The organism is Lysobacterales bacterium (assembly GCA_019634735.1).
GTDB lineage: Bacteria > Pseudomonadota > Gammaproteobacteria > Xanthomonadales > UBA2363 > Pseudofulvimonas.
In genome coordinates, this window is sequence record JAHCAT010000008.1 from 124729 (window position 1) to 145304 (window position 20576).

Below are 20576 nucleotides of genomic sequence, written 5' to 3' on the forward strand. Positions count from 1 at the left end.
CATCCCGGAAGCTGACATGCGGAGCAGCAATGCGCTGCTGCTGGGAACGGGTGTTTCGATCTCCTACACTCAATCGCCGCATGGCCTGCCCGCGGTCCGGCGTGCAAGAAGTTGCCTAGCTTCCTGCCCAGCGGGAGACACCAGGCGATCTTTACGCCAGACGGCACGCCACCTGGGGAATGTCGGCTGAAAAGTATTCTGACGTGTGACTAAGAGCGCCCAGATGACCGAAATCGAGACGAAGAAACTTGAGATTTTGGAACGGGAAGTCTCCGTTAAGGAGAAGGATCTGGATTTCAAAATTCAAGAAGCACAGAAAAGTGCGTGGAAATCTCCGCTTGTGGTTGCAATCTTTGTAGCTGCGGCAAGTGCCTCCGGAAACGCACTTGTTACTTATCTGAGTTCTAGTTGGGATCGCGAGGCGGCTGCTGATGAATACTCCAGGACTGCCACTTTAGCCCAATCCGGTGCGGAGCGCGCGAGAATTCTTGAAATGATCAAGATTGGCGACCCTAACCAAGTACAAAGAAATCTAGAATTCTTAATCGATGCCGGGTTGGTCACAGACCCAGACACTATTAAGAGTATTCGAGAGTACTACCAAATTAGGGCGCCCGGAACCGGCCCGGGCGCATCGACTAGCATCGATCATTCTTTCAGTGCACCAGAATCAAACCCGGCAGTTTTTGGCTGCGGCACAGACATTCGATTTGTTCCTGGCAACAATGCTTCACCGTCCAACCTTCGAGTTCGACTGGCGGACATCGCCGCTGCAACTGGGCGGATTGAAGTATCTGGCCACCCGTATTTTGAGTGGGTCGGCTCGGGATTCTTGATCGCACCCAACACATTTTTGACAGCACGACATGTGATAGAGGCTGTTACCAACGAAGGCGTGATCCCCAGCGGCGTACAGGTTACGATAAACTTCGATGCCAACATTGGTTGCTTCGACCCGCGACGTGCATCTGTTGAAGAAATTCTGTATGTTTCAGATGCCCCAGATCGAGATTTCGCGTTGCTGAGAGTTGCGTTTGCATCGGGAGAGAATTTATTGGCGGTTGCCACTCAGGTTGAAATTCCGGAACCTGGGCACACGGTTGGTCTCGTTTCACATCCAACAACCGGTTTGCACCGCGATCCAGCCGATCTTCTGCGTGCTTTTGGTGAGATTTTGGCGGTCAAGCGATTAAGTGTCGGCGAGATGTTCCGTGCGGCTGATGTCGGGCTCGCATACGGGTTGTTTTCTTCAGGCGGTTCAGGAGGTGGGCCCATCGTTGATCTTGAAACGGGCAATGTTTTTGCTATGCACGTCGCAGCTCGTGCTGGCGAGGGTGGTTTTGGCTTGGCGATTGCCAGCATACTTGAAATTGAAGAAGTTAGAATTTTAATAGACCTCCAGAATCCTTAGTCCGATGAGATGGATGGCGTCCCCGGCTGTGGTGTAACAACGAGCGGAATCGTGAGCCTTCGCCAGCGCGAGTTGCGGGCCAGAGCATCTGTGTCGAAGCCGCTGCATGTGTTCTCCGTGCATGAGAACCGCAGAAGGCTCCCGCTGGAAAGTGAACCTGACCCCGTTCTTCGTGGCGCACCCTGGCCGCCGACCAGGCCCTGGCCGCCGTGCAATGGGGCGTCGGCGCCGTGCTGCTGGGCCAGGCCGTGGTCCTGCTCAAGGGCTTCCTCGGCCAGCACCTGCAGGCGAACCGGGTGATGCGGGAGATCAAGCGGGTGGAGTTGCAGTTGGCGCTGTGGCGGGAGGGGGCGGGTGAGGCGACGTCGTGCTCGAGGGCCGAACGTACCTAGTAGCTCATCAATCCTGGGATCGTTCGGCTCGATTCGCTCATGCCACGCATGGCATTGCGCATCATGAGGAGGTTGGGACAGTCCAGGTGGCGTCGACAGGCCAGCGCGTGTTGCGGGCCGGAGCATCTGTCGCCAAACCGTCGCGTCTGACCTCCGAGCATGCGAACCGCGGAAAGCTCCTGATCAGAAATGGGGCGGACGCCGATCCTTCGTCGGCACCTCTTATCACGCCGCCCTGGTCTCGATAACCCATAGCAGCAGCGATCCGGGGTTGAAGGGCGTTGAGCATCGGCTCACGCAAGCCACGCGGTCGACAGTGAAGTTCCTGATCGCGCGCGCGAAAGTTCCGATTGACGCGCCCGCCACAAAGCTGAACAATCCGACGTTAACACCCCGACCCGGGGCAGAAATTGCGTTGGGTGGCTTAGCGTGGCCTTTCGTGCACTCCAGGCGGCAGAAGCGTGCTTCCGGCGAGCGCGGCGACTTCTCGCCCTTGCGCAGTCCAATTTGGCAGACTCGAAGGTCAAGAATGACCTGAGGCGGTCCGCGCTTGTGACCGCGGTCACTGGCGTTGACGCCTACATGCACTGGCTCGTTTACCAGCGACTCTCGGACGTCAGAAACCAGGGTGACCTGCCTAAAGCTCTGGGCAAGCTTGAGATACCGTTTTCGGACCTCGCTCAGTTGGCCGACGCTACTTTGTCCGCTCGAAAGCGAAAGGTAAAGTCCCGTCCTTGGGTGCAGGTGAAGCACTCGATTCAGTCCAGGCTCCTAAAGGAAACCTTTCAGTCTTTCGATCAGGTTGCAAAGGCCTTCTCACTTGCTGGCGTGAAGGAGCCATGGTCTCGAATAGCAGCGCACCTAGGTGAGAAGTCTCCGGCGATCAAGTCTCGCTTGGACAATCTCGTACATCGCCGCAATCAGATTGTGCATGAGGGCGATATAGCAAGGGCGTCCCGACCCCAAAAGCTGAAGTACAACGATATGGATCACGCACAGACCGAGAACGATGTCGCTTGGATAGAGAACCTCATCAAATCTGCGGAGGCAGTGGTGCAAGCGGGGAGTCCGCCTTGAGCCGCCCAACTATGTGTTCAACCGGACCTGCGGGGGAGGTAGTTCGAACGAACCGATCACTGTCGGCCGCGAGCCGGTTAACACGGCGTTAGCCCCCACGATCACTCTTGCGGCACTTTCTCCAAAAGACACTATGAAAATTCAGCAGCTTTATCTTGGTAAGGACAAGGTCGGAGACCTTCTAAGGGAGCGCCTGCAGCTCAATGATGACGTTATCTCCCAACTACTCAAAGCCGATGACTGGACAATGATGATTTTGGCATGGGCGCTCGTAGAAGCATGCCTAAATCAAGCGATATCCAAACAGCTAGGTAGTGAGTCGCTAGCTCCGTTCATCGACAGGCTCAGCATTGGAGGTCGCACTGGCAAATCCGAGCTTGCATTACGTCTTGGGCTATTGGAAAAGACAGACAAGAAGTTCTTGGATGTATTCTCTGAAGTAAGAAACCGCTTTGCCCACGGAGTCAAGCGGTTCAAAAACACTTTTGACGATTACTTTGAATCGGAAAGTGACATGGCAAAGTATAACGACGCACTGCCGGTCAAAGGTCTTCCAAGCCTCGACAAAAAGACAATTCACACGTTCACGGACAGCAAACGCACACCCATCCTGTTGAATGTAGTGACTCTGTGCTTGAAACTCAGCAAATAGTCTTAAGTAGATGGGTGGAGGCCAAACAATTCATTCAAGCCGACGCCGCTTAGAGGCGCGGCTTAACTCAGGCGCTAACTGCTCTACGGGCTGAGCTCCCAGTCATGCAATTCTAGTAAACATCTTGCCTAAAGAGGAAGGGGCGCGCGATGACTGCCAATATCACTGAAGCTACTACGAAGGTCTATGGGGTTCTGGAAGGTCTTACCTCTGAAGAGAGGAAGAGGGTAGTTAGGGCTGCGCTTATGCTGTTGGGTGACGAGTTGGAAGAAGCGGCGCGAAGAGGAACCCCCTCTACCACACAAGCTCGTATCTCTTCTGCGGACGACGACGATCTGTCTGTGATCCATGAGGGTGCGCGGGCTTGGGTGCGAAAGAATGGCCTACTTATGAGCTCGCTAGAGCACTTCTTTCACTTCGATCAAGGGCGAGTGCAGCCGATCGCGCTTCCTGGGAGTGCCACCTCGAAGCGTGAGCAAACGCTCAACACTTATCTTGCGCAGGGGCTAGCCGCTCACTTGTCTACCGGCGAGCCTGCATTCAGTGATGAGCAGGCGCGCATGCTTTGCAAACAATTTGGATGCTATGACTCAGCGAACCACGCCAAGATCGTCAAGGAACTTAAGAACCGAATCACCGGCTCGAAATCGGCCGGCTGGAAGCTCACGACTCCAGGCCTAACCGCCGCGGCAGACCTAGTGAAGCAATAGCACTGATGATCACGCCACAGACCGCCTTCTCCTCGCTTTCTGCCGGACTGAGAGGTGAGTTGCTGGATTCGTTTCGCTCAATAGTTACTAACTACACGGAGGGGCGCTGGGAGCCTGCTGAGCTAAATGGCGGGAAATTCTGCGAGGTAGTGTACTCCATCATCGAAGGTGCGCTATCTGGCTCCTTTCCTTCTGCGGCATCAAAGCCTCCAAACATGGTTGCTGCCTGCCGCGCACTGGAGACTCGTGCCGCGAATCCGGCGCTTGTGGGGGATAGATCATTCCGGATTCTTATCCCTAGGCTCTTGCCTTATCTTTACGAGATACGGAATAACCGAGGGGTTGGGCACGTTGGGGGCGACGTAAATCCCAATAGGGCGGATGCCGAGGCAGTACTCGCGGCCACTTCTTGGTTGATGGCTGAGCTCGTTCGAATCTTCCATGGAACATCGGTGGAGGAGGCGCAGAGTATCGTAGATACACTCGTTACGCGTAGGCATCCATTAGTATGGCGATCGGATGAGCTACGAAGGGTGTTGGATCCATCCATGAAAAAGGCGGATCAAGCTCTCATCCTCCTTTACTCGGAGAGCGGATGGGTTAGCTCCGAGGAGCTACGTAAGTGGGTCGAGTACGCTAACAGCTCCCAGTTTAGAAGAAGGGTACTCGCGCCGCTTCACAATGCTAGGCTGATCGAATACGAACGAGCGGGTTGCCGCACGAAGATTTCTCCATTGGGTGTTCGTGAAGTGGAAGACCGCCTACTGCGGGAGCGTGTGGCGGGGCGCAACTAACTTGATGTTCAAACGGACCGTTGAGCCTATGCTTCGTTCTTCCTGACCGTCGTCGGTCAGCGGGCGCTTAACGCGGCGTTAGGCAACGGAGTCTTTTTGTCGCTATGTTAGGCCTTCCTCTATGACCATCCGTCGGTCATTTCTTCCGCCAATTCCTGAGTTCTCGCAAGCCGCGGAGCTTCTCTCGCTTGCCGCAGATGCATTGCTCGTCAACGACTTGGAATCCTGTGGCGATCTGCTTGTTAGGGCAGACCTGAAGCCTCTTCGGGAGTTTTCTTATCTGCTCACTGGGCCGATCAATCCAGAAATCCATCGCCAGTCACACAACCCCGTGCTCACTCTCGTTCCGAAGGAAGGCCGCCCTCGCATGCCAAGCGCCGCCCGCACCATGGAGGTGTTTGCCAGAGATGGGTATCGGTGCCGATTCTGCGAATCCAAAGTCATCGTCAAGGACGCGCATCGCATTTTTGCCCGCTTCCTTCCCGCTGAAGCCAGGCTTGGCGACACAAACGACGCGAATCATTTCGGCCTTGCCACACTAACCGCGACTATCGACCACTTGGTTCCGTACTCTCGCGGTGGCGACAACTCAGAGACAAATCTCGTCACCGCTTGTGGCCCTTGTCAGTACGGGAGAAACCGATGGACTCTTGAGGAGGTTGGGATACTAAATCCGTTCGACTATCCGCCTATCATCGATAAATGGGACGGTTTGACACGCTTGCTGGTCTTGAAGAGCAAGGCTCATTCCGTGGCACGAAGGTTTAACCCATCCATCAACACGGACGCTGCGCGATGAAGCCGCGCAGCGCCGGTTATGTCAAACGTTAAAGCCCTCAGCCGATGTCAATAAGAACGTGGTGAACGAGATCAGGGTCACGCGAGAGGCTTGCTGCGCGGCAGACGACCAAACAATGCAGCTTGAGCTGGTAATCCCGGTGTCCAAGGGAGAGAAGCTTTCGTCAGTACTGCAGCGCATCATTGCAGCGGACTTCTTGCAGTTCTCCTCTACCCATACCTGCGCAACCGGATTTGTAGGTAACGAGCCGGTCGCGCGGGTTCTCGCCAACTTCCGCACGCGTCCGGCGGCCGAGTTTTTCGCACCTGCCCAAGGGGTCGTCTCAATCGCCATTCCCAGCGGACTACTCGAGTTTCGCTGGGCGGGCTCCAACAACTCGTCCAAGGCGACGCCGTTTCGCGGCGAGGGTTAATTCAGCTAGCAGGTCTGCACCAGAGGCATCCTGATGCCCGAAGAGGACAAGCGACTGTTCGACTCTTTGTCGTCCACTGCGAAGATGGCACTTGAAGATTAGAATTGCAGTCTGGACGATGCCGAAGGAGACTTGGTTGGTGGGCCCACCAGGACTCGAACCTGGAACCAAGGGATTATGAGTCCCCTGCTCTGACCATTGAGCTATAGGCCCATCCGTTGCCGCTTCACCGCGCCGAGCCGTCCATGGCGGCGTCGCCGGCCCGGCCATCCCTGGCCGGGCGTTCGCCGGCGGGCGCTGCGCTACTCCGCAGCGCCCGAAAGCCCCGACTCACCCCACCAGGACCCGACCTGGAACCAAGGGATTATGAGTCCCCTGCTCTGACCATTGAGCTATAGGCCCATCGGGTGCCACTCCGGGCCGGCGGTGGCCGTGCCGGCGGCAGGGCGCGGGCCCGGGCGCAGGCACGGGGGCAATGATCGCCCAGATCGGGCGATGGGCGGTAGGGCGGGCGCGGCGCGGGCGGCGGCGCCGCGGCGGCCGTTCAGGGCAGCGAGGGCGGGTCGAAGCCGTTGCGGAAGATCGGCGGGTCGATGACCACCTGCTGTTCGACGGTGCGGCAGGCGGAGAACTCGGAGGTGTGGCCGGCCAGGCTGGTGGCGGTCACGCTGATGACGTCGCCCACCGAGACCCTGATCGGCAGCAGCAGGTCGAAGCTGCGCGTGCACTGGCCGTTGAAGGTGACGGTGCAGCTCAGGGTGTACAGGTGGGTGCCGAGCAGCGTCAGGCCCTCGCCATGGCCGCTGCCGTCGCAGGCGTTGTTGCGGTAGATGTCGAAGCGGTACAGGCCCGGGGTGGTCGAGAAGCTGCCGGTCAGCTCCAGGAACGAGAACGGGAAGTTGAAGATCCGGGTGGCCTGGCTGAGCACCGGGAAGTTCTGGTTGCGGTTGGCGCTGCCGTCGTGGTCCAGGTCGGGGTCGGGGTCGTTGGGGGTGACGCCGTCCGGGGCCAGGTCGATGGCCAGGCCGCCGTTGCCGTTGTAGGTGTTGCCGCTGAGGTTGGAGCGCGAGCCGGACACCAGGAAGATGCCGTCGCCGCCGTTGTTGCCGAGATGGTTGCCCGGCCCCACCCGGTTGCGCGCCGCCGAGGCGCTGATCAGCACGCCGTGGCGGGTGGCGCCGAAGATGGCGTTGTCGCGCACAGTGTTGTGCTGGGCCTGGCTGCCGACCAGTTGCAGGTTGTCCGAGCCGCTCTGGGCGATCCAGTTGCCTTCCACCACGTTGTGCGGCGACAGCACGGCCATGCCGGTGTTGTTGCCGAGCGGCTGGAAGCCGGCTTCGCCGATGGCGTTGCCGATCACCTGGTTGTAGCCCGGGCCCTGCAGGGCGATGCCCAGGGAGGCGCTGCCGATCAGGTTGGTCTGCGCCGGCTCGGGGCCGCCGATCTGCACTTCGCGGGCGCTGCCTTCGACGCGGATGGCGGTGCCGACCGGCGACAGCGCGGTGCCGGCGACGCTGCCGCCGAAGCGGTTGCCGGCCACCAGGTGGCCGCGGCCGCTGCGGATCGACACCGCGTTGCCGCTGAAGCCGGAGAACGCCAGCCCGGTCAGGCGGAACTGGTCGCCGGCGTCGTTTGAGTCGAACACCAGGCCGCTGGCGACGCCGGTGCCGGCGCGCAGGATCACGCAGGGCACGCCGTTGTAGCCGGCCGCCCAGGTGCTGGGCTGGCTGCCCGGCTGGGTCTCGCCGCGCACATCGACCGCCTCGGTCAGGGTCAGCGTCTGGTTGAGGGTGATGGTGCGCGGGCAGGCGCCGGGGATGTTGAAGCGGATCACCCGCCTGCCCAGGTTCTGGTTGAGGTTGGCGACCGCCTGGGCCAGCGAGCCGGCACCGGAGCCGTTGGTGTTGGTGACGTCCAGGTAGAAGCCGTTGTCCACCAGGGTCTCGAAGGCGCCGATGTCGGGGGTGGTGCCGATCAGGCGCGGCCCGCCGGTCAGGTCGGTGGCGGGCAACCCGCCCGAGACGAACTGCGAGCCGGCGTTCACCAGGGGCGAACCGTTCGTCGGCAGGCCACTGGCCAGCAACTGCGGGGGCGCCGAGATATTGCCGACGTTGCTCAGCACGGCGCCGCGCACCAGGTTCAGGCTGTCGTAGCGGTTACGCAGCAGGTAGAGGTTGGCGCCTTCGACATCGAGTTCGATGCCGGTGTGGTCGAACACCGAATTGCTGATGCTCACCACTGCAAGCGGCGGATTGGAGCCGGCGTTCGCGAGGAAGCCGAACCGCGTACGGCCGTTGCGGACCGTGGTGTGGACCAGGTTGATCCTGGGCAGGATCGAGGAATGGTTGCCGAAGTTGCCGCCGAAACCCACGGCGAAGTCGGCATCGCTGCGGGCCTCGATCAGGCTGTTGCGGACCATGACGTCATGGCACTGGCCGCCGAAGAAGCTGCGCGTTGTGCGGGCACGCAGCCGCTCGATGTTGAGCGCGATGCCGGACAGGTCCTGGCGGCACATCCAGTTGTTGACTCGCCAGTCGATCTGGTTGGAGCTGATGCCCTCCATCAGGAAGGGGTTGTTGTTCAGTTCGATGGCGACCAGGCGCTGGCCGCCGGCACCGTTGATGGTGGTCGCGCCCAGGGCGTTGCTGGCGGTGCTGCAGCCGGCGTTGTAGCCGCCGCGCAGGGTCAGCATGCCGGTCTCCTGGGTGGTGCTGCCGCCGGGGAAGCGGTAGTTGAGCTCCAGGTCGGAATCGAGGGTGTAGGTGCCCGCCCGCAGCTTGAAGGTGACCGCCTGGGTGGTCTGGCCGGTGACGCTGGCGAACGCCTGGCGCAGCGCGGCGACGTTCTCGATGCACAGTTCCGACTGGCCGGCGGCGGGCAGCGCAACCAGCGCCAGGAGCAGCAGCGGCAGCGACAGGCGGGCGCGGGCCCTGCGCGGGGTCATCGGTACGGTTGGGCTGGCCATGGTCGGGTCCCTGGTGGGCATTCACTCCCCCTAACACCCGCGGTGGAGCGCGGGGGCCAGGGCGGTGGGTGGGAGGCCACGGCGGCGTTCGGCGGCCTGCTTGCCGTCGGTTCCGGACGCATGACCAGGCGCGGTGGGGCCGGCGCAAGGACCGGGGGGCGCGCTGGCCGGGGCGGCCCTCATCTGCATCGTTGCCCGGGCAAGCGCGCGCTGGCCGGGGCGGCCCTCTCCCCCGCCCCTCCCCCGCAGGCGGGGGAGGGGAGAAGTGCGGTGCCGCGGCCAGTTCGGGACTCGGGACTTCAGGCTTCGGGCTTCGGGCTTTGGGCTTCGGGCTTCGGATTTCGGACCTGGGACCTGGGACCTGGGAGTCGGGATTCGGGATTCGGGGTTTGGGGTTTGGGGTTTGGGGTTTGGGATTCGGGAAGCAGCGATCGGCAGTCGGCGCTCGGCATTCGGGAGGCGGAGCGCGATCTGCTCCCCTCTCCCGCGGCGCGGGAGAGGGGCTGGGGGAGAGGGCCGGGGCTGGCCAAGATCTGCATCGTTGCCGGCCCAGGGGCGCGCGCTGTTCCAGGCCGGGTCGGCAACGGCACAATGGCGCCCCGCCGGAGCGTTCGAATCGCCCATGCGCATCGCCCACGTCATCCTGACCGCACGGTTCGCCGGCAGCGAGCGCTATGCGCTGGAGCTGGCGGCGGCGCAGGCGGCGGCCGGCGAGGAGGTGCACCTGCTGCTGCGGCAGCGGGCGCTGCAGGATCGGCCCGACGCCCTGGGCCACCGGGTCGGGCCGGGCGTCGTGGTGCATGCTGTGCCGGACTGGCTGCCGGCCTGGCAGGCACGGCGGGTGCTGGACGCGCTGGCGCCGGACGTCGCCCATGGCCATCTCAGCGCCGGCTGCCGGGCGGTGGCGGGCTGCCGGCACGCGCGGGCGCGGGTTGCGACCCTGCACATCGCCTACAAGCCGCGCCAGCACGCGCGGCTGGATGGCCTGGTGGCGATCGCGCCCTGGCAGATGGCGGCGATCCCGGAACCGCAGCGGGCGCGCAGCGTGCAGGTCGACAACTGGACGCGGCCGGCGCCGCCGACGCCGGGTGCGCGGGAGGCGCTGCGCGCGGCGCATGGCATAGCGCCGGACGACTACCTGTTCGGGGCGCTGGGCCGGGTGGAGCCGTCGAAGGGGCTGGACGTGCTGGTCGAGGCGTTCGCGCGGGCCGCCCTGCCCGGCGCGCGGCTGGCCATCGTCGGCCAGGGGCGGGCCTGGGGCGACTTGCGCCGGCGCGCGCCCGCCGACGTGCTGATGCCGGGCTTTGCGGCGCGGCCGCAGGACTGGCTGGCGGCCTTCGACTGCTTCGTCAGCGCGGCGCGCAGCGAGCCGTTCGGGCTGGTGTTCCTGGAGGCGCTGCAGGCCGGCCTGCCGGTCGTGGCGACGGCCAGCCAGGGGGCGCGGCACCTGGCGTCGCACCTTGGCGGCGCGCTGGTGCCGGTGGACGATGTCGAGGCGCTGGCGGCGGCACTGGGCAAGGCCCTGGGCACGCCGCGCCGGGATGGCGAGGCGGCGGTGGCGGGGTTCCGGATCGAATCGCGCCTGGCCGCGCTGTCGGCGTTCTACCGGGCGCGGCTGGCGGATTGAGGGCGTGTGCCCGGCGGGACTGCAGGGTACGCGCTGGGCGGGGCGGCCCTCTCCCCCGGCCCCTCCCCCGCAGGCGGGGGAGGGGAGAAGTGGGGTGCCGGGGCGAGCAGACCGAGGGCGCCGCGATCCTGCAGCGGTGCGCGCTGGGCGGGGCGGCCCTCTCCCCCGGCCCCTCCCCCGCAGGCGGGGGGAGGGGAGAAGTGCGGTGCCGGGGCGAGCAGTCCGGGGGCGCCGCGATCCTGCAGCGGTACGCGCTGGCCGGGCGGCCCTCTCCCCCGGCCCCTCCCCCGCAGGCGGGGGAGGGGAGAAGTGCGGTGCTGCGGCGGGCGCGGCCGCGGTGGCGGCCGCGCGGGGCTCACCAGATGCGCACGCGCTCCTCGGGCGCGACGTACAGCGCGTCGTCCTCGCTGACGTCGAAGGCCGCGTACCAGGCGTCGATGTTGCGCAGCGGCGCGAAGGCGCGGATCTGGCCGGGCGAGTGCGGGCCGTTGATCAGCTGCTGGCGCAGCGCGTCGTCGCGCCACTTGATGCGCCACACCTGCGCCCAGCCCATGAAGAAGCGCTGCTCGCCGGTGAAGCCGTCCAGCACCTTGTCTTCCTTGCCGTCCAGCGAACGGCGGTAGGCCTCCAGGGCGATGGTCAGGCCGCCCAGGTCGGCGATGTTCTCGCCCATCGAGACGCGGCCGTTGATGTGCATGCCGGGCAGCTGCGGGAACTCGAAGGCCTCGTACTGGGCGCCCAGGCGGGTCGCCTGCACCTCGAAGCGCGCCGCGTCCTCGGCGGCCCACCAGTCGCGCAGCACGCCCTTGCCGTCGGACTTGCGGCCCTGGTCGTCGAAGCCGTGGATGATCTCGTGGCCGATCACCGCGCCGATCGCGCCGTAGTTGACCGCCGGGTCGGCGTCGGGATCGAAGAACGGCGGCTGCAGGATGGCGGCCGGGAACACGATCTCGTTCTTGACCGGCGAGTAGTAGGCGTTGACGGTCTGCGGGGTCATGCCCCACTCGGCCTTGTCGACCGGCTGGCCGACCTTGGCCGCGCGGTCCTCCCAGAAGAAGGCGCGGGCGCGCCGGGCGTTGCCGAACAGGTCGCCGTTGCGCACTTCCAGGGCGCTGTAGTCGCGCCAGGTGTCGGGGTGGCCGATCTTCAGGCCGAAGTTCTCCAGCTTGGCCAGGGCCTCGGCGCGGGTGTCGTCGCTCATCCAGTCGAGCTGGCGCAGGCGCTCGCCCATCGCCACCTTCACGTTGGCGACCAGGGCGTCCATCTTGGCCTTGGCGTCGGGCGGGAAGTACAGGGCCACGTAGTCGCGGCCGATCGCCTCGCCCATCGCGGCCTCGACGAAGGCGACGCCGCGCTTCCAGCGCTCGCGCTGCTCGGGCTGGCCGGACAGGAACTTCGAGCGGAACTCGAAGTTGGCGTCGACGAAGGCGCTGGACAGCAGGGGCGCGGCGTCGTCGACGGTCTGGAAGGCCAGCCAGGCCTTCAGGGTGTCGAGCTCGGCCTGCGCGAAGATCGCCGCCAGCTTCGGCATCGCGCTGTCCTGGCGCAGCACCACGCGCTCGACGTGCGACAGCGAGGCGGCGTCGAAGTAGCGGTTCCAGGCGAAGCCGGGCGAGTGTTCCGGCAGGTCCTTGACCTCGACCGGGTTGTAGGTGCGGTCGCGGTCGCGGCTCTCGGCGCGCGTCCAGTGCGCCCGCGCCATGTCGGTCTCCAGCGCCATCACCGCGGCGGCCGCCTCGGCCGGCGCGTCCCAGCCGGCCAGGGTCAGCATCTGCTCGACGTAGGCCAGGTAGCGCTCGCGCTGCGGCGCGAAGCGCTCGTCCAGGTACAGCTCGCGGTCGCCCAGGCCGAGCGAACCCTGGCCCAGGTACAGGGTGTAGCGGTCCGGGTCGCGCTGGTCGTCGCTGACGAAGGCGCCGAAGAAGCTGCCGCCGAAGCCGCCGGAACGGGCGCCCATCAGCGCCGCCAGCGCGTCGCGGTCCTCGGCCGCGGCGATCGTCGCCAGCAGCGGCTTGACCGGCTGCGCGCCGGCCGCCTCGATGGCGGCCTCGTCCATGAAGCCGCGGTACAGGGCGGCGATCTTGGCGCCGTCGCCGTCGCTGGCCGGGTCGCCCTGCGGATAGCCCTCGACGAGCTGGCGCACGCGCTGCTCGGAGAGCTGGCGCAACGCCAGGAAGGAGCCGTAGTTGGACTGGTCGGCGGGGATCTGGGTGGTGCGGTCCCACTGGCCGCTGACGAAGGCGAAGAAGTCCTCGCCCGGGCGCACGTCCTTGTCCATGCCGTCGGTGTCGATGCCCCAGGCGCCGAAGCGGGTGGCGGCGATCGGCGCGGCGGAGGCGATGGCGGTGGCACCGGCGGCATCATCGTCGGCGGCGAACAGCAGGTGGTTGCCGGCGGCGTCGAGCGCGCAGCCCTCGTGCGCGGCGAGCGGCGCGGCGAACGGCAGGGCGGCGCAGACGGCCAGGCTGATCAGTGTCTTCCTCAAGGGGGTTCTCCGTAGGGGGTCGCGGCGATGACGCCGGTTTCTAGCAGGCGCGCGCGTGGTGGCTGCGTGCCCAAAGTCAGGGGCTGCGGCAGGTCGAGCGCCGCCAGCGGCAGGGCGACCCGCCTGGGGCCGCCCTGGCCCGGCCTGTGACAGGTGCCGGGCCTGGATCGGCGACGGCGCGATCGCCGGCGCCTGGCATGTCCGGCCGGGGCACAAGGCCCCGGCACGGCCTCACTCGACGTCGAGGAAGCTGCGCAGCTGCTCGGATCGGCTGGGGTGGCGCAGCTTGCGCAGCGCCTTGGCCTCGATCTGGCGGATCCGCTCGCGGGTGACGTCGAACTGCTTGCCGACCTCCTCGAGGGTGTGGTCGGTGTTCATGTCGATGCCGAAGCGCATGCGCAGCACCTTGGCCTCGCGCGGCGTCAGGCTGGCCAGCACGTCGTGCACGGTCTCGCGCAGGCCGGTCTCGGTGGCGGTCTCCAGCGGCGACTCGACGCTGGTGTCCTCGATGAAGTCGCCCAGGTGGGAGTCCTCGTCGTCGCCGATCGGGGTCTCCATGGAGATCGGCTCCTTGGCGATCTTCATGACCTTGCGGATCTTGTCCTCGGGCATCTCCATCTTCTCGGCCAGCTCCTCGGGGGTGGGCTCGCGGCCCATCTCCTGGAGCATCTGCCGGCTGATCCGGTTCAGCTTGTTGATGGTCTCGATCATGTGCACCGGGATGCGGATGGTGCGCGCCTGGTCGGCGATCGAGCGGGTGATCGCCTGGCGGATCCACCAGGTGGCGTAGGTCGAGAACTTGTAGCCGCGCCGGTATTCGAACTTGTCGACCGCCTTCATCAGGCCGATGTTGCCTTCCTGGATGAGATCCAGGAACTGCAGGCCGCGGTTGGTGTACTTCTTGGCGATCGAGATCACCAGGCGCAGGTTGGCCTCGACCATCTCCTTCTTGGCCTTGCGCGCCTTGGCCTCGCCGATCGACATCGCCCGGTTGATGTCCTTCAGCTCGGGGATGGTCAGGTACAGGGCCCTCTCGACCTGCAGCAGGCCGTCCTGCTCGGACAGCACGTCGTCCTTGTAGTCGCGCAGGGTCGGCGCCCACTTCTGGCGCTTGCGCAGCAGCGAGTCGACGAAGTCGGTGTTGGTCTCCTGGGTCGGGAAGGCGCGCAGGAAGTCCTTGCGCGGCATCTTGACCTTGTGCACGAGGATGTCGTGGATCCGGCGCTCGTGGGCGCGCACGCGGTTGACCACCTCGCGCAGCTTCTTGACCTGCTCGTCGATGATCACCGCCGGCAGCTTCAGCTTCAGGAACTCCTCGGCCATCGCGTCGCGGGCGCGCACCGTGGTGCGGTGCTCGGCGCCGTGCTTGGCATGGCCGGCCTGGAACTTGCCGTAGTGCTCGCGCAGCAGCTCCATGCGCCGGGCGACCTCGGCGGGATCGGGGCCGGAGACGGTCTCGGTCTCCTCCTCGTCGCCGTCCTCGTCGTCGTCGTCGTCGGCCTCGGCATCGGGGTCGATGCCGGCTTCGGCGGCAGCGGCCTCGGCCTCGGCGGCGGCCAGTTCGGCGGCGGCCTCGAAGTCGGCGAAGCCGGCGACCACCTCGCTCATCCGGCGCCGGCCCTCGCGGTGCTGGTCGTAGGCCTCGAGCAGCAGCTGGATCGACCACGGGAAGCTGGCCAGCGCGTTCTGGACCTGGGTCAGGCCTTCCTCGATGCGCTTGGCGATGGCGATCTCGCCCTCACGGGTGAGCAGCTCGACGGTGCCCATCTCGCGCATGTACATGCGCACAGGGTCGGTGGTGCGGCCGACCTCGGCATCGGTGACCGCCAGCGCCTGGACCGCCTCCTCGGTGACGTCGTCGTCGACCGAGGTCGAGCCGCTGGTGACGAGCAGGGCGTCGGCCGGCGCCTCCTCGTGCACCTCGATGCCCATGTCGTTGATCATGCCGATGATGTCTTCGATCTGCTCGGGATCGACGATGTCGTCCGGCAGATGGTCGTTGACCTCGGCGTAGGTCAGGAAACCTTGCTCCTTGCCCTTGATGATCAAAGACTTGAAGTCTGAGGGCTGCTCGTTTTGCTCCATGGAGTCCTCGCGCGAACGGCGGGCGAAAAGAACCGCGTAGTCTATGGGGTTGGCCAGGGTTTGACCAGCAGCGCGGGACGAGGTGCCCGACAGGCGCGACGGGCGTTCAGCTTCACTAGACGAAAAAAGGGGGGCGATCGGGTCACGAACCGCGGTCGACATTGCCGCGCGGTCCAGGCGGTCGGCCGGAAAACGCGTCGCCTGGTCGTGTCTGGAGTCGCCCGCCTGGCGGCTCTCCGGACCGGTGCCCGGCAAATCAGATGCTTGCGTGGTCGCCTCGCCGCGCGACCGTCCATGGCTGCAACCGGCAGGCTGCCTACAACCGCCAGAAGTGGGGCCGACCGGTCGCGACTCAAGCCCGGTGGTGCCGGCACCGCGCCGCGGCTGAACGGTTCAGACTTCCAGCCAGAAGGTCACCGGCCCCTGGTTGACCAGGTGCACGGCCATGTCGGCGCCGAACCTGCCCGCCGCGACCTCGCCATGGGCGGCGCGCGCCGCCGCCAGCAGCGCCTCGAAGCGCTGCCGCCCCAGCACCGGCGTCGCCGCGGTGCTGAAGCTGGGCCGCAGGCCGCTGCGGGTGTCGGCGGCCAGGGTGAACTGCGGCACCAGCAGCAGGCCGCCGCCGGTGGCGCGCAGCGACAGGTTCATGCGGCCGCTGTCGTCGGGGAAAACCCGGTAGTCGAGCAGGCGGTCCAGCATGCGCTGCACGGCGGCCTCGTCGTCGTGCGGCTGCACGCCGACCAGGGCCAGCAGGCCGGGGCCGATCGCGCCGACGGTCTCGCCGTCGACCTCGACATGGGCGTGGGCGACACGCTGGATCAGGCTGATCATGGGCGGTCCGGAACGGGCGGATCAGGGTATCGCGGCACCCGGTCCTGCCGCTATTTTGCCGGTCATGCCCGCTCCACCGACCCTGGCCATGCTGCGCCGGCACGCGCTCGCACGCAGCCTTTTCGCCGCCACCACCCTGCCCCGGGCGATCGCCCGGCTGGGCTTCGTGCAGGCCGACCCGATCCGCGCGCCGGCGCGCGCCCAGGACCTGGTCCTGCACCAGCGCGTCGCCGGTTATCGCGCGGGCGACCTCGAGCGCCGCTACCCGGCGCTGGCGGTGGAGGAGGATTTCTTCGTCAACTACGGTTTCCTGCCGCGCGACAGCCACGCCCTGATGCATCCGCGCGGCGAGCGCCGCGCCTGGCCGCGGGCACGTTGGCAGCAGGCCCGAGCCGTCCGCGAGTTCGTGCGCGAGCGCGGCGTGGTGCATCCGCGCGAGGTCGATGCGCGCTTCCAGCACGGCCGGGTGCGCAACTGGTTCGGCGGCACCAGCCGGGGCAGCACGCAGCTGCTGGACGACATGCACTACCGGGGCCTGCTGCGGGTGGCGCGGCGCGAGGCCGGCACCCGCTTGTATGCGGTGCACGATGCCGACGCCGGCCCGGCCCGCGACCCGGCCGCCGCCGCTGTGGCGCTGGACCGCCTGGTCGACGTGGCGGTGGCGCTGTACGCGCCGCTGCCGGCCGCCACGCTGGGCCAGTTCGTCACCTGGCTGACCGGTTCCGCCACGCCGCAGTGGCGCGCGCAGCGCGGCGCCGCCCTGGCGCGGGCGCGGATGCGCCTGCCGTCGGCCGAGGTCGACGGCGTGCGCTGGTACTGGCCGGCCGGCGAGAACCCCGCGTCGAAACGCCATGCCGTGCCCGATGCCGTGCGCCTGCTGGCGCCGTTCGATCCGGTGGTCTGGGACCGCCGGCGCTTCGAGGCGTTCTGGGGCTGGGCCTACCGCTTCGAGGCCTATACCCCCGCGGCGGCCCGGCAGCGCGGCTACTACGCGATGCCCCTGCTCTGGCGCGAGCAGGTGGTCGGCTGGGCCAACCTGGCCTGGCAGGGCGGCGTGCTGACGCCGGCGCTCGGCTATGTCACCGGACGCGCGCCGCGCGATGCCGGTTACGCTTCGGCCCTGGACGAGGCGCTGGACCGGATGGCGGCCTTCCTGGTGCCGCGCGACTGAGCGGGCAGGGCGGGTCGGACGCGCCGTTCGGTTTCCGGTGCCGCGGGGTTTGTGGGCATGGATGGGCCGGGGCGGAAACCGCGGTCTCCTCACCGGGCCAGCGCACACCAAGGAGTTCCTCATGGCTATCCAGGCGACCCCCACCACAGCGAGCTGGAGCCGTTGCCTGCGCCGCTGGCTGTCGATCGCCGTCCTGCTGCTGCCGGCGCTGGTCCGCGCCGATCCCTGGCAGGCGCTGGCCGAGGCCGACCTGCCCGAGTCGCTGGGCGAGCGCGCCGGACAGGTGCTCGTCTCGGCGCGGGCGGGCGACGTCACCGCCCGCGCCGCCATCGCCCTGCGCCTGCTCGCAGAGGGCGAGAGCAGCAGCGCACGGCCCCTGTTGCAGGACACCCTCAGCCAGCTGCCGGAGACAGGCGGCTCCGCGCTGCAGGCCTCACAGCGCCGGCTCCTGGCGATGACGCTGGCGTCCCTGCTGCTCGAGGGCGAGGGCGGCCCGGTCGACCCCGAGGCCGGCCTGGCCCTGCTGGTGCCCCTGGCCCGCCAGGGCGTACCGCACGCGGTGCAGGCGATGTCCGCCTACGTGACGCAGCTGCCGCAGCTGCCGGCCTCCGACCGGCTCGCCGAAGCCTGGCAGGCCGCCGAACTGGACGGCAGTTTCCGCAGCCATGCCGCGTTGCTGGCCGACCCGCCGGCCTATCCCGATCCGGAACCGGCGGACGGCACCGGCACCTGCCCGGCCCACCTGGCCGAACACGCGCGCGTGCTGGACACGATCCGGGCGGCGGAAGCGGCCGCCCTGGCCGATCCGGACGGCGCGCAGGCGCGCCTGCACGAAGCGCTGGCGGCGAGCCTGCCCGATGCCGGCGCCGTGCAGGACAGCCTGACCCTGAACTTCGCCGCGACCGATGCGCGCGCCCTGCTGATGATGCTCGCCGAGATGGCCGGCGCGACGCTGGCGTTCGACGACGCCCTCGCCGAGGGCGCACTGGTCGGCGTGCTCGTCGAGCAGGCGCCGCCCAGCCTGATGTTCGCGCAGGCGCTGGACGCGCTGGGCTGGCAGGCGCGCTGCGAGGGCGCCGTGCTGCACATCGGACCCGACGCGCAGCGACCGTCGACGGTGGCCGGACAGCCCCTGCTGCTCGGACCGCTGCGTGCCATCGATCCGCCGGGCGCGCGCGACGACCACGCAACGGGCGCCCTGGCCTGGCAGTTCGGCAGCCGCTACCAGGGCGAGATCGCGAACGGCCGACCGCACGGCCGGGGCAGCCTGGAGCTGCCCGGGGGAACTGAGCTGACCGGCGAGTTCCGCGACGGCGTCCCGCACGGCGAAGGCGCCTACCTGGGCGCCGACGGCCAGGCGATCTACCGGGGCGGCTTCCTGCACGGCCATCGCCACGGTCGCGGACGCCTGGCCAGCCTGCACGGAGAAAGTGGCGTGCACTTCGAGGAAGGCCGCTTCGAGCACGGCCAGCTGGTCGAGGGCAGCCGGCCGCTGCGCGGCAACGGCGACACCGCCGTGGTGACCTGGCGCGGCGCCTTCGAGCGCGGCGAGCCGCACGGCGACGGCGAATGCAGCGCCGGCGAGCTGACCTACCGGTGCGGCTTCATGGCCGGCGACCTGGTTTCGGTCGGCGGCATCGGCCTGTATCCCCGGGAAGATTGACACGCACGCACGGGCATCCGCGATGCGACCGCGGCATCGCGTACGCGGCTGCCGGGCCGGTGACCTGGCCTCGATGGGCGGCATCGGCCTGTATCCCCGGGAAGATTGAGCGGCGCACGCGCGGGCATCCGCGACGCGACGGCGGCGTCGCGTACGCGGCATCCGGGCCGGCGACCTGGCCTCGATGGGTGGCTCCGGTCTGTATCCCCGGCAGGATTGATGCGCGCACGCGCGGGCATCCGCGACGCAACTGCGGCATCGCGTACGCGGCATCCGCGCCGGTATCCGGGTTACCCTCACGGCGGCCTGTCCGCCGCCGATCCGCCATGTCGTCCGCACCTTCGTCCCGCCCGCCCGTGGCAAGCACTGCGCCCCCGCCGCCCCAGCCCCCGACCAGCGCCGCGCCCCCGGCGGGACGACCGGGTGTGGCCCAGCGGTTGGTGGCGTTGCTTCTCCGGGCGCTGGTCTGGCTGCTCGGCAGCCTGCCGCTGCGCTGGCTGCACGGCCTGGGCGCGCTGATCGGGCGCAGCCGGCGCGGTCGCGTCTGGCACATCGTCGACACCAACCTGGCCCTGTGCTTCCCGACGCTGTCCGCGCAGGACCGCGCGGCGCTGCGCCAGGCCGTGCTGGCCGAATCCGGGCGCAGCATGTTCGAGGTGTTCCGGATCTGGAGCCGGCCGCGCCGGGCGCTGCGCTGGATCCGCCAGGTGCACGGCGCCGGACTGCTCGAGCAAGCCCGGGCCGACGGCCGCGGCGTACTGCTGCTGGCGCCGCACCTGGGCGCCTGGGAGTTGTTGAATCTTCATCTCGCCGGCACTGGATCGGGCAGCGTGCTGTACCGGCCGCCGGGCAGCGGCGCCCTCGAACAGGTGCTGCTGCGCGCCCGGGGTGCGCTGGGCATGGGCCAGATCCGCGCCGACCGCAACGCGCCGCGCCGCGTGATCCGGGCGCTGGCCGCGGGCGAACTGGTCGGCATCCTGCCCGACCAGCAGCCCAAGGTCGGCGAGGGCGTGTTCGCACCGTTCTTCGGCGTGCCGGCGCTGACCATGACGCTGGCGCCGCGCCTGGCGCAGCGCACGGCCACCCTGCTCGCCTGGGCACGCCGTCTGCCGGACAGCGCCGGCTTCGACATCCACATCCACGCGGCGCCCGCGGCAATCGCCGATCCCGACCCGACGGTGGCGGCGACCGCCATGAACGCCGCCATCGAGACGCTGGTGCGCGAGGCGCCCGAACAGTACGCCTGGACCTACAAGCGCTTCAGCTGGGCACCGCCCGGCGCCCCGCCCCGCTACGGCCCGCTGACCCGCAGCGCGCGGCATCGCGGCAGCGACTGAGAGCCTCGTCCAACGGCGACGCTCTGCCCCGCTCGCGGGACCTGATTGGCGTCGTGTCTCAGCCCGTTGCCAGGCGGCTATACGTGAGTGCGACGACACCGCACTTCTCCCCTCCCCCGCCTGCGGGGGACCTGATTAGCGTCGTGTCTCAGCCCGCTGCCAGGC

General features: G+C 67.2%; 15 protein-coding genes and 2 tRNA genes. 11 read left to right on the top strand and 6 right to left on the bottom strand.

Annotation, left to right across the window (positions count from 1 at the left end):
* The first annotated feature begins 223 nt into the window (after positions 1-223).
* The 7 genes from KF823_09295 to KF823_09325 all read left to right on the top strand — a co-directional run bounded on the left by KF823_09295 (position 224) and on the right by KF823_09325 (position 6247).
* Positions 224-1411, top strand: coding sequence for a trypsin-like peptidase domain-containing protein (locus tag KF823_09295; protein MBX3726101.1), 1188 nt, complete (start codon positions 224-226; stop codon positions 1409-1411).
* A gap of 209 nt (positions 1412-1620) precedes the next feature.
* Positions 1621-1803: a hypothetical protein gene (locus KF823_09300; protein ID MBX3726102.1), complete on the top strand. Its 183-nt coding sequence runs from the start codon at positions 1621-1623 to the stop codon at positions 1801-1803.
* 507 nt (positions 1804-2310) lie between these two features.
* On the top strand, positions 2311-2880 hold the full coding sequence (locus tag KF823_09305; GenBank protein MBX3726103.1) for a hypothetical protein: 570 nt from the start codon (positions 2311-2313) through the stop codon (positions 2878-2880).
* Between the two features lie 133 nt (positions 2881-3013).
* Entirely contained in the window at positions 3014-3532 is a 519-nt protein-coding gene (locus KF823_09310) for a hypothetical protein (protein ID MBX3726104.1), read from the top strand.
* A gap of 149 nt (positions 3533-3681) precedes the next feature.
* Positions 3682-4242 carry a hypothetical protein gene (locus KF823_09315; GenBank protein MBX3726105.1) on the top strand — a complete coding sequence of 187 codons (561 nt, stop codon included), beginning with the start codon at positions 3682-3684 and terminating at the stop codon, positions 4240-4242.
* Positions 4243-5157: 915 nt separating this feature from the next.
* Complete coding sequence (locus KF823_09320) at positions 5158-5835, top strand: HNH endonuclease (protein MBX3726106.1); 678 nt, start codon at positions 5158-5160, stop codon at positions 5833-5835.
* Positions 5836-5950: 115 nt separating this feature from the next.
* Entirely contained in the window at positions 5951-6247 is a 297-nt protein-coding gene (locus KF823_09325) for a hypothetical protein (GenBank protein MBX3726107.1), read from the top strand.
* Positions 6248-6384: 137 nt separating this feature from the next.
* Here KF823_09325 and KF823_09330 read toward each other — a convergent pair.
* The 3 genes from KF823_09330 to KF823_09340 all read right to left on the bottom strand — a co-directional run bounded on the left by KF823_09330 (position 6385) and on the right by KF823_09340 (position 9212).
* Positions 6385-6460 (bottom strand) — tRNA-Ile (locus KF823_09330).
* A gap of 117 nt (positions 6461-6577) precedes the next feature.
* Positions 6578-6649: transfer RNA gene (locus KF823_09335), tRNA-Ile, on the bottom strand.
* A 142-nt stretch (positions 6650-6791) separates the two neighbouring features.
* A complete protein-coding gene (locus tag KF823_09340) occupies positions 6792-9212 on the bottom strand; it encodes a right-handed parallel beta-helix repeat-containing protein (GenBank protein ID MBX3726108.1) in 2421 nt (806 codons plus the stop codon).
* Between the two features lie 622 nt (positions 9213-9834).
* Here KF823_09340 and KF823_09345 point away from each other — a divergent pair.
* Positions 9835-10839 (top strand): glycosyltransferase, encoded by a 1005-nt coding sequence (locus tag KF823_09345; GenBank protein MBX3726109.1) that lies wholly within the window; start codon positions 9835-9837, stop codon positions 10837-10839.
* Positions 10840-11194: 355 nt separating this feature from the next.
* Here the strand turns inward: KF823_09345 and KF823_09350 are convergent, their stop codons facing one another.
* From KF823_09350 to dtd, 3 genes are all read right to left on the bottom strand, one after another.
* A complete protein-coding gene (locus KF823_09350) occupies positions 11195-13117 on the bottom strand; it encodes a peptidase M13 (protein ID MBX3726110.1) in 1923 nt (640 codons plus the stop codon).
* 438 nt (positions 13118-13555) lie between these two features.
* A complete protein-coding gene (rpoD, locus tag KF823_09355; protein ID MBX3726111.1) occupies positions 13556-15571 on the bottom strand; it encodes an RNA polymerase sigma factor RpoD in 2016 nt (671 codons plus the stop codon).
* A 231-nt stretch (positions 15572-15802) separates the two neighbouring features.
* Positions 15803-16240 carry a D-tyrosyl-tRNA(Tyr) deacylase gene (gene dtd, locus KF823_09360; GenBank protein ID MBX3726112.1) on the bottom strand — a complete coding sequence of 146 codons (438 nt, stop codon included), beginning with the start codon at positions 16238-16240 and terminating at the stop codon, positions 15803-15805.
* A gap of 64 nt (positions 16241-16304) precedes the next feature.
* Between dtd and KF823_09365 the strand changes: the two genes are divergently transcribed.
* From KF823_09365 to KF823_09375, 3 genes are all read left to right on the top strand, one after another.
* Entirely contained in the window at positions 16305-17411 is a 1107-nt protein-coding gene (locus KF823_09365; protein MBX3726113.1) for a YcaQ family DNA glycosylase, read from the top strand.
* 121 nt (positions 17412-17532) lie between these two features.
* Positions 17533-19074, top strand: coding sequence for a hypothetical protein (locus KF823_09370; protein ID MBX3726114.1), 1542 nt, complete (start codon positions 17533-17535; stop codon positions 19072-19074).
* 326 nt (positions 19075-19400) lie between these two features.
* Positions 19401-20411, top strand: a complete 1011-nt coding sequence (locus KF823_09375; protein ID MBX3726115.1) for a lipid A biosynthesis acyltransferase — start codon at positions 19401-19403, stop codon at positions 20409-20411.
* Positions 20412-20576: the final 165 nt, after the last annotated feature.

What these genes read in the sequence shown, in the direction of transcription:
- KF823_09365 (MBX3726113.1), top strand. Translation starts at nt 16,305, where the DNA reads ATGCCCGCTCCACCGACCCTGGCCATGCTGCGCCGGCACGCGCTCGCA.
- dtd (MBX3726112.1), bottom strand. Translation starts at nt 16,240, where the DNA reads ATGATCAGCCTGATCCAGCGTGTCGCCCACGCCCATGTCGAGGTCGAC.
- KF823_09315 (MBX3726105.1), top strand. Translation starts at nt 3,682, where the DNA reads ATGACTGCCAATATCACTGAAGCTACTACGAAGGTCTATGGGGTTCTG.
- KF823_09310 (MBX3726104.1), top strand. Translation starts at nt 3,014, where the DNA reads ATGAAAATTCAGCAGCTTTATCTTGGTAAGGACAAGGTCGGAGACCTT.
- KF823_09350 (MBX3726110.1), bottom strand. Translation starts at nt 13,117, where the DNA reads ATGGACAAGGACGTGCGCCCGGGCGAGGACTTCTTCGCCTTCGTCAGC.
- rpoD (MBX3726111.1), bottom strand. Translation starts at nt 15,571, where the DNA reads ATGTCGACCGCGGTTCGTGACCCGATCGCCCCCCTTTTTTCGTCTAGT.
- KF823_09320 (MBX3726106.1), top strand. Translation starts at nt 5,158, where the DNA reads ATGACCATCCGTCGGTCATTTCTTCCGCCAATTCCTGAGTTCTCGCAA.
- KF823_09345 (MBX3726109.1), top strand. Translation starts at nt 9,835, where the DNA reads ATGCGCATCGCCCACGTCATCCTGACCGCACGGTTCGCCGGCAGCGAG.
- KF823_09340 (MBX3726108.1), bottom strand. Translation starts at nt 9,212, where the DNA reads ATGGCCAGCCCAACCGTACCGATGACCCCGCGCAGGGCCCGCGCCCGC.
- KF823_09295 (MBX3726101.1), top strand. Translation starts at nt 224, where the DNA reads ATGACCGAAATCGAGACGAAGAAACTTGAGATTTTGGAACGGGAAGTC.
- KF823_09375 (MBX3726115.1), top strand. Translation starts at nt 19,401, where the DNA reads ATGTCGTCCGCACCTTCGTCCCGCCCGCCCGTGGCAAGCACTGCGCCC.
- KF823_09370 (MBX3726114.1), top strand. Translation starts at nt 17,533, where the DNA reads ATGGCTATCCAGGCGACCCCCACCACAGCGAGCTGGAGCCGTTGCCTG.
- KF823_09325 (MBX3726107.1), top strand. Translation starts at nt 5,951, where the DNA reads ATGCAGCTTGAGCTGGTAATCCCGGTGTCCAAGGGAGAGAAGCTTTCG.